The sequence below is a fragment of the Mitsuaria sp. GD03876 genome (genome assembly GCF_029840635.1).
GTDB lineage: Bacteria > Pseudomonadota > Gammaproteobacteria > Burkholderiales > Burkholderiaceae_C > Roseateles.
Genome location: NZ_JAOCCU010000015.1, coordinates 49,080 through 65,481 on the forward strand (window position 1 = coordinate 49,080; position 16,402 = coordinate 65,481).

Sequence of the window (16,402 nt, forward strand, 5' to 3'; positions counted from 1 at the left end):
CATGCCCCGTTACGTCGCCTTCCTACGCGGAGTCAGCCCGATGAACGCCAAGATGCCCGACCTGATCCGCGCCTTCGAGGCGGCGGGCTTCACCCGCGTCAAGACGGTGATCTCCAGCGGCAACGTGGTCTTCGACCACGACGGCGCGCCGGTCGACGACCTCGAGCGCACCGCCGAGCAGGCGATGACCGACACGCTGGGCAAGACCTTCGGCACGACCGTGAGACCGGTCGAGCACCTGCAGCGCATCGTCGACGCCGACCACCACGACCCGTTCCAGCCGCCCGCGCAGGCCAAGCGCCTGATCACCTTCCTGAAGCGTCCGCACGAGGGCGCGGTGTCGCTGCCGCTCGAAGGCGAGGGCGCCGCGATCTGCAAGCTCGACGGCGTCGAGGTCTACAGCCACTACCTGCCCAACGACAAGGGGCCGCTGTTCATGACGATGCTGGAGAAGACCTTCGGCAAGCAGATCACCACCCGCACCGTCGACACGGTGCGCAAGTGCATCAAGGCCTGACCCCCGCCGGCGCGTCCGGTTCCCGCGCCAAGGCGCCGTGCGGCGTTGCCCGGACGGCGGGGCCGCGTCAGGACAGCACGTTGTACAGCCGCAGGATCCACCACTGCTGCACCGCCAGCGAGACGATCACCAGCGCCCACTGGAAGCGCTGGTTCGTCACCGTCGCCGCGACGCCGCACAGCGCCACCGCCAGCGCGGTCTTCACGCCGTAGGCCAGGCCCAGCTCCTGCAGGTGGGCCGCGCCCTTGAGCCAGCTGTCGGCCACGTCCAGCAGCAGCGAGAACGCCAGGATCCCGAAGAACCAGCGCCGCCGCGACAGGAAGTAGTCGCGGTAGCCGCTGTACTCGGCGATGTCGTCGGGGAACAGCAGCGCGCACAGCAGGTACAGCACCGCGCTGTAGCCGACGAGGAAGCCGAACTGCTCGAAGTGCCAGGGCCCGACGCGGCTCAGCGCGAACTCCCACCACCAGAAGTGGATCAGCGTGACCAGCATGTACAGCGCCCACAGCAGGTGCACGCCGTAGATCCGCAGGCGTCCCGGGTGCTGCACGAACTTCGCCAGCCCCGACAGCAGCCGCGCGATCGACAGGCTGACCACCATGCTCAGCACCATCCGGATGTGGATGAACTGGTTCGGATCGGTCGCGACGTGGTCCATCGTTCAGGTCTCCTTGCCGGCGGCCCGGTCACCGGCCTGGCGACCGCGCGCGCCGGGCGCCGGCCGGCCGCGCGGGCCGGCGCTCAGGCCACGCACGCGCGGTTCTTGCCGGTGCGCTTGGCCTCGTAGAGCGCCTCGTCGGCGCGGTCCAGCGCCTGCTCCATCGTCTCGCCCTGGCGGAACAGCGTCACGCCGGCCGAGAAGGTGACGAAGACGTCGCGCCCCTCGTGCATGAACAGGCTGGCCGACAGCGAGCGCTGCAGCCGCAGCAGCACCGCCTGCGCCTCCTCGAGCGGCGCCTCCGGCAGGATCAGCACGAACTCCTCGCCGCCCCAGCGCCCGACCTTGTCGCCCGGACGCAGCAGCCCCGAGACCCGCGCCGCCAGCGCCTTGAGCGCCTCGTCGCCGGCCGCGTGGCCCAGGTTGTCGTTGAGCTTCTTGAAGTTGTCGATGTCCAGCAGCGCCAGCGCCAGCGGCGCGGGCGCGCGCTCGAGCTTGGCGCGCTCGGTCTCGAAGGTCGCGATCAGGCCGCGCCGGTTGGCCACCTGCGTCAGCTGGTCGGTCTGCACCTCGCTGGAGAGCCGGCGCAGCTCGCCCTCGAGTTGCTCGACGCGCTCGGCCAGCTGCGTGGCGCGGTCGTGCTCGTCGCGCAGCCGGCCCTGCGTGGTCTGCACCAGCGACTGCACGCTGCGGCTTTCCTCGACCATCTCGCGCACCACGCCCGCCAGGCTCTCCAGCGAGTCCGCCTGCTCGATCACGGTGGCGTACTTGCCGACGCTGTCGCTGAAGCGGTCGGTGTGCTGGCCGAGCTCGCCGAGCTCCTGCAGCATCCGGTTGATCAGGCCCTTGAGCGCGTCGCGGGCGCGACCGCGTTCCTCGCGCAGGTTGTGCTGGCGCTCGCGGGTGTTGTGCAGCAGCTCGCTGACCGAGCGCACGCTGCGCGCGGTCAGGCCCTGCGCCAGCGTCTGCGTCATCGCCTCGCACTGACCCTGCGCCCAGGAGTCGTCCTCGGCCAGGTCGGCCAGGCTGCCGGTCAGCTCGCCGCAGAGCTTGCCCAGCTCGGTGAAGGCGTGGTTGCGGTGGTCCAGCCAGCGCCGCGCGCGGATGCACAGCGCGTCCATCTGCGCCGCGCGTTCCGGGGTCGCGCCGTCGCGCACCAGCTCCGCGTGCGCGTGGCCCAGTTCCTCGATCAGTTCCTGCGCCCGCGCGTCGTCCGAGGCGAGCGCATGGCGGACCGTGCCGTTCAGGTGCGTGCCGACCTCGGGCCAGGCCTGCAGGCCGGGACCGCTCGACCCGATCAGCGTGTCCAGCGAGCCGTAGCGGCCCTCGCCGGAAGCGGCCGACGCGGCGGCGCCGCCGGAACCGGCGCCGGCCTCCGCGGGCGGCTGCGCGTTTTCCTCGTCGGTGAAGAACTGCGTCGGCGTGCCGGCGCGTTCGTCGTCCTCGTCGTCGCCGTCATCGCGCGAAGCGACCGGGCTCGAGGCCGCACTCGACGAAGCGCCGGGCGCCTCGTCCAGCGGCGCGGGCTGCGTCTCCACGCGCGAGTCGCCGACATCGCCGTCCCAGCTCGCCACCAGCTGCCGCAAGCGCAGCATCAGCCGCTGCGGGTCGCTGCGGTTGCTCTGCAGCACGCGCAGCACGCCGTCCTTCTTGCGAGCCAGCGTCCACTGTCGGCCGCCGCGTTCCAGGCCGCGCATCAGCCGCTCGACCAACTGCGCCAGCAGCTCGGCCTGCGCGCCCGGGCCGTGGGTCTGCTGCAGCGCCTCGAGCGCGCGCTGCAGCTCGTCCCAGCGGCCTTCGCGCAACTGGGCGGCGAAGCCCTGGCGCTGCTGCGGATCGGGCACCGCCAGTCCCAGCAGCCGCGCCATCGACGCCTGCGCGCGCTCGGGCAGGGCGCCGCTGTCGCGCGCGGGCTCGCCGGCTTCCTGCGCGTAGGCGCGGGCGTAGTTCTCGGGCGTGGGTTCCAGCTTGTCCAGCGCCAGCCGGCGCAGGGCCGCTTTTGCCAGGAGAGCGGGGGGCTGCTGCGGCATCGGTCGGGGCTCGGTGAAACGGGGGGAGATCGCTGACGCGCGCGGCGCTGGGCCCGGTCAGCGGATGGTCGGGAGGTCGTCGCCGGCGTCGGACGTCGGCAGGATCCAGGGCGCCTTGCGCGGCAGCACCGTCTGCGCCAGCCAGCGCTCGAGCTCGTCCGGCGGCAGCGGCTTGCTGAACAGGAAACCCTGCATCAGGCTGCAGTCCAGCCGGCGCAGCACTTCCATCTGGCGCAGCGTCTCGACGCCCTCGGCGATCACCTGCAGGCCCAGCGAGCGCGCCAGCGCGATGATCGCGGTCACCACCGCCGAGCTCTGCGGCGTGATGCCCAGGTCGCGGACGAAGCTGCGGTCGATCTTCACCTCGGAGATCGGCAGCGTCGTCAGGTAGGCCAGCGACGAATAGCCGGTGCCGAAGTCGTCGATCGAGATCTCGACGCCGACCTCGTTGAGCCGGTGCAGCGACGGGATCACGCTCTGCAGGTCCTTCATCAGGCCGGTCTCGGTGATCTCGAGCTGGATCGCGCGGTGCGGCACGCCCCACTGGCTGACGAACTGGTGGATGTGCTCGACCAGGTCCGAGCGCTCGAACAGCCGGTTGGGCAGGTTCACCGCGATCGATTCGCTGAAGCCGAAGTTCAGCTGCCAGACCTTGGCCTGGCGCGCGGCCTCGCGCAGCGCCCACTCGGACAGCGGCACGATCAGGCCGGTCTCCTCGGCCAGCGGGATGAACTCGCCGGGCGGCACCAGCTGGTTGCCGCGGCGCCAGCGCATCAGCGCCTCGGCGCCGACCATGCGGGCGGTGCGCACGTCGATCTTGGGCTGGTAGTGCAGCACCAGCTCGTCGCGCTCGATCGCCTTGTGCAGCGCGGACTCGAGCTCGAGCTTCTCGCGCCCGCGGCCCGCCAGCATCGGCGAATACAGCGCGGAGGCGTTGCGGCCCTGGTTCTTGACGGCGTACATCGCCACGTCGGCGTTGCGCAGCAGGTCGGCCATCGTCAGGCCGTCGCGCGGGTACAGCGCGATGCCGACCGACGCGGTCACGAAGCATTCCTGGCCGGCGATGAAGATCGGCTCGCGCAGCGCGTCCAGCACGCGCTCGGCGACGCGCTCGGCATCGCTCTCGTCGCCAACCTCGGGCAGCAGCGCGACGAACTCGTCGCCGCCCAGGCGGCCCACCGCCTCCAGCGTGCGGTGCGAGCGGGTGCCGACCGACTCGAGCATGCCTTCCATCACCTGGTCGCTGTGGCGCACGCAGCTGCGCAGCCGGCGGCCGACTTCCATCAGCAGGTCGTCGCCGGCGGCATGGCCCAGCGTGTCGTTGATGATCTTGAAGCGGTCCAGGTCGATCAGCAGCAGGCCGACCTCGTGGCCCATGCGGCGTCCGGCCTCGATCGCGCGCTCGGCGCGCCACATCAGCTGGCGGCGGTTGGGCAGGCCGGTCAGCGCGTCGAAGTTGGCGAGCTCGCGGATGCGGTCCTCGGCCATGCGCCGGTCGGTCACGTCCTGGATCACGCCGGTGTAGCCGCAGGCGTTGCCGTGCTCGTTGAACTCGGGCTCGGCCTCGATGTGGATGACGCGCTTGCGGCCGTCCAGCAGCGTGAAGGGCAGGTCGGTCACCAGCACCGAGTTGTGGGCGACGACGTCGCGCAGCAGCCGCATGAACAGCAGCCGTTCCTCGCGCGGGACCATGCGCATCACGCCGATGAAGTCCAGCGGGTCCGACGGGCCGCGGCCGAACACGCGCAGCGCCTCGTTGGCCAGCTTGAAGCCGTGGCCGGTCTGCCACTCGAAGCTGCCCATGCGGGCCAGGTCTTGCGCGCGCGCCAGCTTGGACTTGCTGCGCTCGAGCTCCTGGCGGGTGCGCGCGCTGCGCAGCATGTAGCGCAGCCGGCCGGCCAGCAGCCGCCATTGGGTGGACTTGACGAAGAAGTCGGTGGCGCCCGCCTGGTACGCGCGGTTGATCGAGGCCTCGTCGTCCAGGCCGGTCAGCATCAGGATCGGGGCGTTCTCGAAGCCGGGCAGCGCGCGCAGCCGCTCGCAGGTCTCGAAGCCGTCGAGCTCGGGCATCAGCGCGTCCAGCACGATCAGCTCGGGCGTCCACTGCGTGACCAGCTGCAGCGCCTGCAGCCCGCCGGTCAGCGCGGTGACCTCGAAGCCGTGCTCCTGCAGCGCGGCCTCGATCAGCATCAGGTTGACCGGGTCGTCGTCGACCAGCAGGACGCGTGGCCGCTCGATCAGGTCGCCTTCCTTCACGTCGCGGCTCATCGCGCGGGTTGCACCAGTTGCTGCATCGCCAGCCGGGCGGCGGCGATGTCGTCCAGGACCGCCTCGATCAGCGCGGCCAGGCCCTCCTCGCGGCCGGCGCGGGCCAGGGCCTCGATCTCGGCGCAGCGTTGCGACAGGGCGGTCGCGCCCAGGCTGGCCGCGGCCGACTTGAGGGTGTGCGCCACGTGACGCAGGCCGTTGAGGTCGCGCGGCGCGCCGCGGCCCTGCGCGAGCACCTGCTCCTGCTGGTCCAGCGACTTGAGGAAGGCCGCCACGACGCGCTCCAGCAGATGGTTCACGCCTTCCGGATCCAGTTCGCGCAGACGGGCGAGGGCCTGTTCGTCCAGCACGGCGGGTTCGGGCTGCGTCCGGGTGGGCATGGTCGTGGCGTGGTCTGGTGACATCTTCTGATCATGGCGCCGCGTGGCGGTTCCACGCGGAGTTGCGGTCCATTGTCGTTCACCAGGAGGATGGGAGCGCGCGAAAAAGCAGTCAATTCTGGTGTTCTTGGAGGCCTCGCTCGGGGTAAGTCCCGGGTGCGCTGTCGCGTGCGCGCCGCGCCGCGCGCGGGCGACACGGCGCGCCCCGGGCCTCGGCGGGACACCGGGACCGGGGGCGGCGTGGCGCGGAAACGCCGCCGAAACATTGGGATTGCCTACATACAATGGTTCGCATGAACAGGTTGGGGGAAGCCGCGGCGCGCCGTCGGCCATGGAAGGGAGCCGCGCTGGCCTTGGGGCTGGCGGTGGTGATCCTGCTCCTGTTGCTGGCGCTCAATGTCGAGCCCGCCGGCCCCGGCCTGGTGCTCACCGCCGTGATGGCGGGCGTGGCGCTGACGATCGTCGTGGCCGCGCTGACCTGGCACCTGGCGGTGCGGCTGGCGCGGGCGCAATTCGGCGAACTGCTGCGCGAGAGCCGCCAGCATTCGCAGGCCCTGACGCAATTGCAGGGCGACTGGCTGTGGCAGACCGACGCCCAGCACCACCTGGTCCGCTGGCAGGCGCCGCTGGGCGCGCCCGCGTCGAGCTGGGCCGGCACGCCGGTCAACGGCGCGGTGACGCAGCTGCTGTGGGAACGCTTCGAGCCGCTGCCGGACGCGCGCGACGGCGGCGCGAGCGTCGACGTGCGACGACGCGTCGAGCCGGGCCAGTCCTTCGACCGGTTGCGCGTCGTCGATGGCCAGGGGCGCCGCTGGGAACTGCGCGCGCAGCCGGCGCTGGACGCGGCCGGCCGCTTCGCCGGTTACCTCGGCGCCGCCCGCGTGCTGGACGACACGCCGCCCGTGACTTCGCCCGCCGCGGCGCTGCCCGCGCCGGCGGTCGCCGACGCGGCGATGACCGACTGGCTGCAGGCCCTGCCGGGGCCGGCGTGGCTGCTCAGCGGCGATGCCGGCGCGTCGACCCGGCTGATCGATTTCAACGACGCGGCGGCGCAGATGATGGGCGGCTCCGAGGCGCGCGGCCAGCTGTGGCGCGCCTGCGAGGAACGCCTGCCCGAGGAACTGCGCCAGGCGCTGGCCCAGCCCGACCTGCAGTCGGGCAGCGCCTGCGGCGCGTGGTGGCTGTGCCTGACGGCCCTGCCGCACGGTGGCGGAACGCTGCTGAGCCTGTGGCCGCAAGGCGCGGCGGAGACGGTGCCGGCGGCGCTGGCGATGCAGGCGGCGGAGCAGGCGCGCGCCGACCAGGCGTCGTTCAGCTACACGGTGTCGCACGACCTGCGCGCGCCGCTGCGCGTGGTGGAGGGCTTCACCCGCATCCTCAAGGAAGACTACGGCCGGCTGCTGGACCGCGCCGGCAACGACCACCTGGACCGGGTGCTGGGCGCGTCGGCGCGGATGCACAGCATGATCGACTCGCTGCTGGCGTTGTCCCACCTGTCCTCGCAGGCGCTGCGGCATGAGACGGTGGACCTGTCGCTGCTGGCCTCGCAGGTGATGGACGAGTTGCGGCGCGCGGCGCCGGAGCGCGCGGTCGAGGCCCACGTGCAGCCCGGGTTGCGGGTGCTCGGTGATCCCACGCTGCTGCGCATGGTGCTGGAGAACCTGCTGGGCAACGCCTGGAAGTACAGCGGCAAGCGCGAGGAGGCGGTCATCCGCTTCGACGCCGAGCAGCGCGCGGACGGCCGCGTCTTCGTCGTCACCGACAACGGCGCGGGATTCGACATGCGTTTCGCGGACCGGCTGTTCGGCGTGTTCCAGCGCCTGCACAGCGCCAGCGATTTCCAGGGCACCGGCGTCGGGCTGGCCTCCGCGCGGCGCATCGTGCGCCGCCATGGCGGCGACATCTGGGCCGAATCCGAGGTCGGGCAGGGCGCCCGCTTCTACTTCACGCTGCCCAACTGACGCCGGTCCCGGCGTCGCTCCGGCGACGGCCGGCCGGCGTCGATCCCGGCCGCCGCCGGCCGATGGCCGCCTCAGCTGCCGAGCGCCAGTTGCTCGACCGCCTCGACGATGCGGCGGGCCTGTTCCCCGAGATCGATCTTCTGCTCGCCGGCCATGCGCTCCAGGCGCGACAGCGCCTGCGCGCGGGTCAGCGAGTAGCGGTGCATCAGCACGCCCAGGGCCATGGCCTCGACGACCTCGAGCGAGGCGGCGGCGTCGATGGCCGGGGCGGCCGGCGCCGCCGCGGCGGCGCGCGCGGGGCGGTTGGCGAAGGCGGCCTCCACGGCGGGCACGATCTGGTGGATGTCCAGCGGCTTGACCAGGTAGGCCAGCGCGCCGAGTTCCTTGACCTTGGCCACGGTCGCCTCGTCGGCGAAGGCGGACAGGAACATGAAGGGCAGCTGCAGGTAGTCGCGCAGGTAGCCGGCGACGTCGAAGCCGGTCATGCCTTCCATGCGGATGTCGAGCAGCGCGAGGTCGGGGCGGTGCTGGCGGGCGATGAGGATGGCGTCGTCGCCGTTGTCGGCGTCCAGCACCTCGTAGCCGGCCTGGGCCAGGCCGTGCGTCAGGGTGGCGAGCACCAGCCGGTCGTCGTCCACGACCAGGATGCGGCCCTTGCCGCTCGCGCCCACGTCCTTGCTCACGCTATCCACGCTGCTCCCGAATCCAAGGCTCCCCGGAGGGTGACCGAGGATTGTCACCGAAATGCCGCGCCGGGACCCGGCCCCGGACGGCACCGGTTTCGGGTGGTCACAAGGCCTCGAGCAACTGCACCCCGGGCGGCCACAGGCTGAGTTCGCAGACGACCCGGTCGCCGTCCTGGGTCAGGCCGAGCAGCGCGCTGCGGCGCGGCAGCAGCGCGCGCACCAGCCCCAGGCCCGAGACGCCGCCGCGCACCTGCGCCAGGTCGAAGCCCGCCGGCAGCGTCCCCTCGTTGACGATGCGCAGCACCACCTGTTCCGGATCGAAGCGCAGTTCGCAGCGCACCGGCGCCTGGCCGCCGTGCTTGAGCGCGTTGGTGAACAGCTCGTTGAGCGTCAGCGCGATCGGGATCGCCTCGGCCTCGGGCAGGCCCCAGCGGTGGGACTGCTCCGCCATCGCGCCGTCGACCTCGACCAGGATCTCGCGGCCGAACATCCGCTGCACCGAGCCCATCACCGCCTCGACCACCTTGCGCAGCCGCAGCGGCCCGGACATGCCCACCTGCAGCCCGTAGACCTGCGCGATCGCCTGGACCTGGCCGACCGCCTCGTTGATCACGCCCTGGACCTCGGGCCGCCGCGCCGCGATCTGCTGCAGCAGCCCGGCCACGCCCTGCAGGTTGTTCTTGATCCGGTGATGGACCTCGCGCACCAGCAGCTCGCGCTGCGCGATCGCCGCCTCCAGCCGCGCGGCTTCCTGCGCGCGCTGCTGCGTGACGTCGCTGGCCACCAGCAGCAGCTGTTCCGGCTCCAGCTCGCCGCTGGCGTCGTTGACGCCGGCCAGGTGCAGCAGCCGCGCGTCCCAGATCCGCGGCTGGCCGCGCACCGTCAGCCGGTACTCGCGCTGCAGCACCTCGCTGCTCTGGAGCGCGAACTCCATGTCCGCGCGGATGGTCCCCAGCACCTCGCCCGCGCCGAACAGCGCCTCCAGGCTCGCGCCCAGCAGCTCCTCCTCGGGCCGGCCGGCCAGCGCCGCCGCGGCCTGGTTGATCTGCCGGACCTGCAGCGTGCGCGCGTCGTGCAGGCTGATCGCGATCGGCGCGGCCTCGATGATCCGTTGCAGCGAGGCCTGCGCCTGCTGGCTCTGCGCCTCGGCCTGGCGGCGCCGCTCGATGTCCAGCAGCGCGTAGGTCAGCTGCCGCGAGCCGTCCGGCCCGACCGTCGCCACCGCGTTGCCGACCACCCAGAACTCGCGCCCGTCGCGGGCGACGACGCGGCATTCGAAGGTCTCCGCCTGGCCCTCGGGCAGGTCGTCCAGGTAATGGGTCTGGCGGAAGGGATGGTCCGGCGCGTCGGTCGCGACGCTGCTGATCGGCTGGCCGGCGAATTCCGGCAGGTCGCCGCCGAACATGCGCCGCGCCGAGCGGTTCATCCACTCGATGCCCTGGCGGCCCACCGTCACGATGCCCACCAGCACCGAATCCAGCACCGCCCGCTCGCGCTCGGTCTGCAGCTGCAGCGAGTGCTGGAGCAGCTCGTTGCGCGCCTGCGCCTGCTGGTGGTCGGTGATGTCGACCGTCAGCACCGAGGTCGTCTTCTGCCCCGAGGCCAGCTGGCCGATCTCGACCCGCGTCATCAGCCAGCGCAGCCCGTGCTCGGGATGGCGCACCGCGTAGCGCGCCACCGTCGGCGCCGCCTGCTTGAGCGCCAGCTGCAGCTTCTCGTATTCGGCGCGCGATTCGGGCTCGACCATCTCGCGGTTGACGCCCTGCAACGCCGGCGCCGGGCGCAGGCCGTCGTCGCCCGGCACGGCCGCGGGCGGCGGCGCGCCGGTGCCCGGACGCGACCAGCCGGCCTCCGCCTGGAAGGTCGCCAGGCCGACGCCGGCCGTGTCCATCAAGGTCTGCAGCTGCTGCTGCGCCAGCTCCAGGTCCTGCTCCGCGCTGCGGTCCTCCAGCATCACCAGCGTGCGCGGCCGCGTCCACGGCCCGCTGAGCCGCCGCGCGCGCACCCGGATCCAGCGCCGGCGGTCGCCGGGCGGCGCCAGCAGCGCGTTGCGCAGCGATTCCTGGCCCGACTCGGGCACCTTGCCATGCAGCAGCTCGCGCCACTCGGGCGGCAGCTCGTGCAGGCTGATCGGCATCTGCGGGCTCAGCCGCCGGCACAGCGCCGAGAACGCGGTGTTGAAGCGCAGCAGCAGCCCCTGGTCGTCATGCATCAGCGCCGGCAGCGGGCACAGGTCCAGCCACTGGTCGATCTCCGACTGCATCCGGTCCGCGCGTTCCCGCGCCGCCAGCTCGGTGCTGTGGTCCTGCAGCAGCGCGACGCCCAACCCGCCGTCCAGCGGATGGACCCAGGCCTGCAGCAGGTGCTCGCGGCCCTGGTCGTCGATCAGGCGCAACTCCTGCGCCTTGCCGCTCGGGAGCAGCCGCTGGCCCTTCAGCGAGACCTCGCCCATCAGGCCCTGCAGCCGCGCGTTGGCCAGCAAGACCTGGCCCTTCGCCTCCAGCAGGAACGCCGGCCACGGGCCGTCCCACAAGCCCGCGAGCAGGGCGGGAAGCTCCAGGCCGCGCGCCGTCAGCAGGGCGCGCAGCGCGTCGAGATCCGGGGAGGCGAGGGGGAGTTGCGGCGACACGCGGCGAGTTTATGCGCGGGCGCCGGGACCGTCGCCGCCACGCGGATTTTGCAACTTCCTAACTTCACGCCTGCCGGCGGCCGCGAGCATCACGGCCATCCCATGTCCCGAGGAGAGAACGTGATCGGAAGGTTCGGTTGGAAATCGCTGGCACTGATGCTGGCGTCGGCGTTGGTGCTGCAGGCCTGCGGCGGCGGCGGAGACGGCGCGGGCAGTCAGGCCCGGATCCGGCTCGTCAACGCCACGGCCCAATATGGCGCCGTGGACTTCTACAACGACGACAAGAAGATCCAGTCGCAGGTCGAGGCGACGGCGGGAACGGACTACCTGCCGTTCGATGCCAGCACCTACACCTTCCGCGTCAAGCAGGCCGGCAACAACGCGACCGCCGCGACGGCCTCCCTGACGCTGACGGAGAAGAAGCTCTACACCCTGCTCGCGTACAACGAGGGCGGCGTCCTGAAGCTGACGAACTTCGCGGACGACAAGGGCGCGCCCACCGCCGGCACGGCGGCGCTGCGCTTCTTCAATGCCGCCACGACCTCCGCCGGCAACGTGGACATCTACCTGACCGCCCGGGACGCCGACCTCGCCAGCGCCTCGCCCACCGTCAGCAACGTCGCGCCGACCTACGCGTCGTCCTACGTCGAGACGGCCAAGGGCAGCTACCGGCTGAGGGTCACCGGCGCCGGGAGCAAGACGGACCTGCGGCTGGACGTGCCCGAGATCGCCTTCTCCGACCAGCAGATCGCGACCTTCGCCGTGACCGGCACCGCGTCGAGCCGCCTGCTCAACGGGCTGCTGATGACGCAGGGCGGCGGCGTGACCGCGTTCAAGGGGACGCATGCGCTGCTGCGGGTCGTCGCCGTGGCGGCAGGCAACCCGCGCGTGGTCGTGAAGACGGCGGACCTCAGCGTCAACAAGTCGGTGCAGGCGCCGGCGGTGGAGTCGTCCTACGCGTTCGTGCCCGCCGCGCTGACCGGCCTGGGCGTGACGGTGAACGGCACCGCCCTCGACGTGTCCGGAATTTCGCTGCAAGCCGGGACGGAAGCCACGCTCGCGGTCTTCGGTGCGGCCGCCACGCCCCGCGCGAAGCTGTTCACCGACAACAATGCGGTCTCCGAGGTGACGGGGCGCGCCCGGTTGCGGCTGGTGCACCTCGTCAACGGTCTCGAGACCAACCTGGCGCTCAGCGCGGGCTACCAGTCCATCGCCGACAGCGTGGAATTCGGGACCACCTCCTTGCCGGGCGACGTGACGGCGGGGACCCCGGTGCGCATCGAGGTGACGACGCCGTCCCTGCCGGCCCCGCTGTTCAAGACCGACGAACCCGGGGCGACCTTGACCGCGCAGCGCGTGTACTCGCTGATCCTGTTCGGCGACGGCCGGGCGGTGACGGCGCGACTTGTCCAGGACCGATGACCCATGAAGACCATCCCCCAGGCGCTGAGAGAAAAAGGAGCACGGATCGCCGCGGCCGTGCTGGTGCTGCTGGTCCTCACCTTCGGCGTGCTTCAGGTCCAATGGATGGCCAAGGTCGGCGAGCTGGAGCGGGACCGGCACCTGCAGAGCCTCCAGGCCAGCCTGGCCAACTTCGCGGAGGACTTCGACGGCGAGCTGTCGCGCCTGCAGCTGCAGTTCCAGATGAGTCCGGCGGCCGCGACGCGGGAGGGCGACGACGGCATCGCCGAGCACTTCGATGCCTGGCGGCGGCAGACGAAGTTCCCCACCCTGGTCCAGGAGATCTGGGTCGTGGTGGCGCAGGACGATCCGGGCGCCGCGCGCGCGGCGGTCGCGCCGGGCCAGCGGGCCTGGATCGTCCGGCGCTTCGATCCGGAGACCCGGCGCCTGCTGCCCGGCACCCTGCCGCAGCGCCTCGAGCGCCTGCGTGACGAGGCGGTCGCGAGCACCGGGATGTTCCCGGTCCCCACGACCGCCGCGAGCGAGTTCCGTGAACCCAGCTGGCTGGACGAGGCGTCGCTCACGATCACGGCGCCGCTGTTCGCTTCCGGCCTGGCCGTCACGATCCCGGCGCGGACCGGGACGGCGGCCGTCGAGGCGCCTTTCCAGGCCGGTTTCGCCTTCGTCGTCCTGCGTCGCGACCAGGTCCTGAAGACCGTGCTGCCGGCGCTGGCGGTCAAGCACTTCGGACGCCAGGCCGCCGGCGCCGACGACGCCGACGCGTACGACATCGCGGTCCGCAGGGACACCGACGCGGGCGAGGTCGTCTTCTCGACCTTCGGCAACCTCGCCGACGAACTCCATCCGCCCGACGCCAGCGTGCCGCTGTTGCGGATCACGCCGCTGGCGGCCGGATTCCAGCCGGTGGCGCTCGGCACGCTCGCGCGGGTGCAGGACGACGCGGTCGTTCAAGCGGTGCCCGGCGTTCGCGCCGACCTGAACCTCCCCACGGCCGTCGCCCTGGTGAGGGCGGATGCCGCGTCGCAACCCGCGCCGCCTGCCTGGCGCCTGACGGCGCTGCACCGCTCGGGCTCGCTGGCGTCGTTCGTCGAGGGGAACCTGCGCCGCAACCTGGCGATCAGCGCCGCCGTGCTGCTGCTCCTGCTCACCGCGGCGTCCGTCGCCTTGCTGGCATGGCAGCGCTCCTCCGACCTCCGACAGCAGCAACTGGAGTTCGTCGCCGGCATCTCGCACGAGCTGAGGACGCCGGTGTCGGTCGTGTGCCTGTCCGCCGCGAACCTGGCGGACGGCCTGGTCGTCCAGCCGAGCCAGGTGCGGCAATACGGCCAGGTCATGCTGCGGGAAGGGCGCCGCCTGGCGGAGATGACCGAGCAGGTGCTGGCCTTCGCGAAGATCGAGTCGAACCTGTCGCCGGAGTTCCGGCCGTTTCCGATCGCGCGGGTGGTGCAGTCCGCTCTCGATGCCTACGAGGTCCTGATGCGTGAATCGAAGTGCGCTTGCAGCGTCGTCGAGGAAACGAGCGGCCTCCAGGTCCTGGGCGACGCCGGCGCCGTGGAGCAGGCGCTCCAGAACCTGCTGTCGAACGCGCTGAAGTACTCGGGGGACGTCCGCGAGATCGGCGTGTCGGTGCTGGCGCGCGAGGACGGCGCCGGGTCCTGGGTGGGCGTCTCGGTGGAGGACCGGGGCGTGGGCATTCCCGCGTCGGAGCTGGACCAGGTCTTCCTGCCCTTCCGCCGCGGCCACCAGGCCCTCGAGCGCAACGTGCCGGGCACCGGGGTCGGGCTCAGCCTGGTCAAGCGCGTCGCGGACCGTCACGGCGGGCGAGTGGAGATCCAGAGCGTGGTCGGCCAAGGCACGGTCGTGACGCTCTGGCTGCCGAGGCATGTCGGCGATGCGGCCTGAGGCGTCGTCGATGTTCCCGCGGATCCTGCTGGTCGAGGACGAGGAGGGGCTGATGATGTCCCTGACCGACCGCTTGTCCAGCGAGGGGTACGCGGTCGCGCAGGCGACCGACGGGGATCGCGGCCTGGCGCGCGCGCTGGCGGAGCCCTTCGACGTGGTCGTCCTGGATGTCCGGTTGCCGGGGCGGGATGGTTTCGAGGTGTGCAAGGGCCTGCGCGCCGCGGGCTGCCAGGTGCCGATCCTGATGCTCACGGCGCGGGGCCAGACCGAGGACCGCGTCCAGGGCCTGAAGTCGGGGGCGGACGACTACCTGGTCAAACCCTTCGAGACGGCGGAACTGCTGGCGCGGCTGGAGGCCCTGCAGCGGCGGGGGCGGTCGGGCCGGTACGCGTCCAGGACCGGGGACGGCGTCGTCAGGATCGGCGCCGTCGCCGTGGACCTGCTGCGCGAGGAGGTCACCCGCGGCACGGAGCGGCTGCCCTTGCTGCCGATGGAGTTCAAGCTGCTGCGGTACTTCATCCAGAACGAGGGCCTGGTCCTGACCCGCCACAAGATCCTGAAGGACGTGTGGGGTTACGACTTCCTCCCGACCACGCGCACCATCGACGTCCACGTGGCGGGGATCCGGCAGAAGATCGAGGCGGACCCGCGCAACCCGGCCCACCTGATCACGCTGCATCGGCGCGGCTACAAGTTCATCGGCGAGCGCTGGGCCGGACTCGCCAATGGCAAAGGCCCCGCGGCGGTGCCGGCGGGGCCTTGATCGACGGGGGCGGAGGCGCGCCGGGGCGCGCGTCGGCTCACTCGAGCTGGGCGGCCTTGTGCAGCGCGCGCAGCACGGCGTGGTTCACCTCGTCCGGGCCCAGCATCAGCGTGTCCAGCCCGGCGCGGATGTCGAAGACCGATTCGTTCTCGATCGCCTGCACCAGCTCCAGGTAGCCGTGGTACGGGCCGGTCTTCTCGACCAGCGCCTGGCGCACGCGCTCCGGCACCGGGATCGACTGCAGCAGCTTCTCGAACGGCTGCTTCAGCATGTGGTCCAGCAGCGAGAACAGGCCGCAGATGAACATCTCGTCGCGGACCTCGGAGTCCGACATGCTCTTGGCCAGCTCTTCCATCACCAGGCCGCGGCGCAGCGCGCCGAACATCACCGGCCGCATCGCGTGGTCCTTGCTCGCCGTGGCCAGCAGCAGCGCCAGCCAGCGGCGCAGCCGCGCGTAGCCCAGCAGCATGATCGCGTGACGGAACGACGACACCTCGACCGACAGGCCGAAAGCCGCCGAATTCATGTAGCGCAGCAGCTTGAAGGCCAGGCTCGGGTCGCGCTTGAGCGTCTGCTCCAGGCGCTCGACGTCCTCGCCCTGGTCGACCCGCGACATCAGCTCCACGATCACCTGCAAGTCCGCCTGGCCGTCGTTGCGCGCGGCCGGGGTGGCCGGGGCCTCGAACTCGCCATGCACCGTCCAGCCCAGCACGCCGGCCGCGCCCGCGTCCAGCGCCTGCTTGAAGTCGGCCGCGCTGCGCGCGCCCGAGACCAGCACCGACTTGCCCGCGGGCAGCGGACCGCCGCTCAGGTCCTGCAGGTCCAGCACCAGCTGCTTGAAGCCGGCCGCGTCCGAACGCCCCTTGAGCAGCGCGCCGCGCGCCTGCGCCTGGGCCGCCACGTCCGCGTCGGACAGCAGGAAGGCGGGCACCTCGATCTTCACGTTGCCCGGCAGCGCCGCCGCCAGCAGGCCCTTGAGCAGGCCCTCGTGCGCGACGTTGAGCAGCACCGGCTTGGCCGGGAAGGCCTCGGCCAGCGCTGCCAGCAGCTCGCCCGCGTCGGGCGTCGCTTCCGGGCGCAGCGCGGACACCGTGACGCGGGTGGCCTCGATCTCGAGGGACTTGGAAACCAGGGGCGCGTACCCCAGGGCCACTTGGCCCAGCACGGCGTGTGTCGAGTTCATGCA

General features: G+C 71.9%; 12 protein-coding genes. 5 read left to right on the plus strand and 7 right to left on the minus strand.

Going from position 1 to position 16,402, the window contains the following annotated elements:
• Window position 1 precedes the first annotated feature (1 nt).
• Window positions 2-517 (plus strand): DUF1697 domain-containing protein, encoded by a 516-nt coding sequence (locus N5D62_RS11620; protein WP_279757946.1) that lies wholly within the window; start codon window positions 2-4, stop codon window positions 515-517.
• 67 nt (window positions 518-584) lie between these two features.
• Here the strand turns inward: N5D62_RS11620 and N5D62_RS11625 are convergent, their stop codons facing one another.
• The 4 genes from N5D62_RS11625 to N5D62_RS11640 all read right to left on the minus strand — a co-directional run bounded on the left by N5D62_RS11625 (window position 585) and on the right by N5D62_RS11640 (window position 5,877).
• Complete coding sequence (locus N5D62_RS11625; protein WP_279757947.1) at window positions 585-1,175, minus strand: hypothetical protein; 591 nt, start codon at window positions 1,173-1,175, stop codon at window positions 585-587.
• 83 nt (window positions 1,176-1,258) lie between these two features.
• Entirely contained in the window at window positions 1,259-3,205 is a 1,947-nt protein-coding gene (locus tag N5D62_RS11630; RefSeq protein WP_279757948.1) for a GGDEF domain-containing protein, read from the minus strand.
• 57 nt (window positions 3,206-3,262) lie between these two features.
• Complete coding sequence (locus tag N5D62_RS11635; RefSeq protein WP_279757949.1) at window positions 3,263-5,473, minus strand: EAL domain-containing protein; 2,211 nt, start codon at window positions 5,471-5,473, stop codon at window positions 3,263-3,265.
• Window positions 5,470-5,877, minus strand: coding sequence for an Hpt domain-containing protein (locus N5D62_RS11640; RefSeq protein WP_279757951.1), 408 nt, complete (start codon window positions 5,875-5,877; stop codon window positions 5,470-5,472). Before N5D62_RS11640 ends, N5D62_RS11635 begins: the two co-directional genes overlap by 4 nt.
• 269 nt (window positions 5,878-6,146) lie before the next feature.
• Here N5D62_RS11640 and N5D62_RS11645 point away from each other — a divergent pair, with 269 nt between their 5' ends.
• Window positions 6,147-7,814, plus strand: a complete 1,668-nt coding sequence (locus N5D62_RS11645; RefSeq protein WP_279757952.1) for an ATP-binding protein — start codon at window positions 6,147-6,149, stop codon at window positions 7,812-7,814.
• A gap of 71 nt (window positions 7,815-7,885) precedes the next feature.
• Here the strand turns inward: N5D62_RS11645 and N5D62_RS11650 are convergent, their stop codons facing one another.
• Together N5D62_RS11650 and N5D62_RS11655 are read right to left on the minus strand one after the other, a co-directional pair.
• The gene (locus tag N5D62_RS11650) at window positions 7,886-8,497 is read right to left on the minus strand and encodes a response regulator (RefSeq protein WP_279757954.1); all 612 of its coding nucleotides are present in this window, start codon (window positions 8,495-8,497) and stop codon (window positions 7,886-7,888) included.
• Window positions 8,498-8,603: 106 nt separating this feature from the next.
• On the minus strand, window positions 8,604-11,129 hold the full coding sequence (locus N5D62_RS11655) for a PAS domain-containing protein (protein WP_279757955.1): 2,526 nt from the start codon (window positions 11,127-11,129) through the stop codon (window positions 8,604-8,606).
• A gap of 120 nt (window positions 11,130-11,249) precedes the next feature.
• On the opposite strand from N5D62_RS11655, the gene N5D62_RS11660 reads away from it, so the two are divergent.
• The 3 genes from N5D62_RS11660 to N5D62_RS11670 are packed head-to-tail and all read left to right on the plus strand — an operon-like array spanning window position 11,250 to window position 15,216.
• The gene (locus N5D62_RS11660) at window positions 11,250-12,551 is read left to right on the plus strand and encodes a DUF4397 domain-containing protein (RefSeq protein WP_279757956.1); all 1,302 of its coding nucleotides are present in this window, start codon (window positions 11,250-11,252) and stop codon (window positions 12,549-12,551) included.
• A gap of 3 nt (window positions 12,552-12,554) precedes the next feature.
• Complete coding sequence (locus N5D62_RS11665) at window positions 12,555-14,453, plus strand: HAMP domain-containing sensor histidine kinase (RefSeq protein ID WP_279757957.1); 1,899 nt, start codon at window positions 12,555-12,557, stop codon at window positions 14,451-14,453.
• 10 nt (window positions 14,454-14,463) lie between these two features.
• A complete protein-coding gene (locus N5D62_RS11670; RefSeq protein WP_279757958.1) occupies window positions 14,464-15,216 on the plus strand; it encodes a response regulator transcription factor in 753 nt (250 codons plus the stop codon).
• A 37-nt stretch (window positions 15,217-15,253) separates the two neighbouring features.
• Here the strand turns inward: N5D62_RS11670 and N5D62_RS11675 are convergent, their stop codons facing one another.
• On the minus strand, window positions 15,254-16,399 hold the full coding sequence (locus N5D62_RS11675; RefSeq protein ID WP_279757959.1) for an HDOD domain-containing protein: 1,146 nt from the start codon (window positions 16,397-16,399) through the stop codon (window positions 15,254-15,256).
• Window positions 16,400-16,402: the final 3 nt, after the last annotated feature.

Excerpts from the sequence above, each read along its gene's own strand:
- N5D62_RS11620 (WP_279757946.1), top strand. The coding sequence starts at position 2 with ATGCCCCGTTACGTCGCCTTCCTACGCGGAGTCAGCCCGATGAACGCC.
- N5D62_RS11625 (WP_279757947.1), bottom strand. The coding sequence starts at position 1,175 with ATGGACCACGTCGCGACCGATCCGAACCAGTTCATCCACATCCGGATG.
- N5D62_RS11630 (WP_279757948.1), bottom strand. The coding sequence starts at position 3,205 with ATGCCGCAGCAGCCCCCCGCTCTCCTGGCAAAAGCGGCCCTGCGCCGG.
- N5D62_RS11635 (WP_279757949.1), bottom strand. The coding sequence starts at position 5,473 with ATGAGCCGCGACGTGAAGGAAGGCGACCTGATCGAGCGGCCACGCGTC.
- N5D62_RS11640 (WP_279757951.1), bottom strand. The coding sequence starts at position 5,877 with ATGTCACCAGACCACGCCACGACCATGCCCACCCGGACGCAGCCCGAA.
- N5D62_RS11645 (WP_279757952.1), top strand. The coding sequence starts at position 6,147 with ATGAACAGGTTGGGGGAAGCCGCGGCGCGCCGTCGGCCATGGAAGGGA.
- N5D62_RS11665 (WP_279757957.1), top strand. The coding sequence starts at position 12,555 with ATGAAGACCATCCCCCAGGCGCTGAGAGAAAAAGGAGCACGGATCGCC.
- N5D62_RS11670 (WP_279757958.1), top strand. The coding sequence starts at position 14,464 with ATGTTCCCGCGGATCCTGCTGGTCGAGGACGAGGAGGGGCTGATGATG.
- N5D62_RS11675 (WP_279757959.1), bottom strand. The coding sequence starts at position 16,399 with ATGAACTCGACACACGCCGTGCTGGGCCAAGTGGCCCTGGGGTACGCG.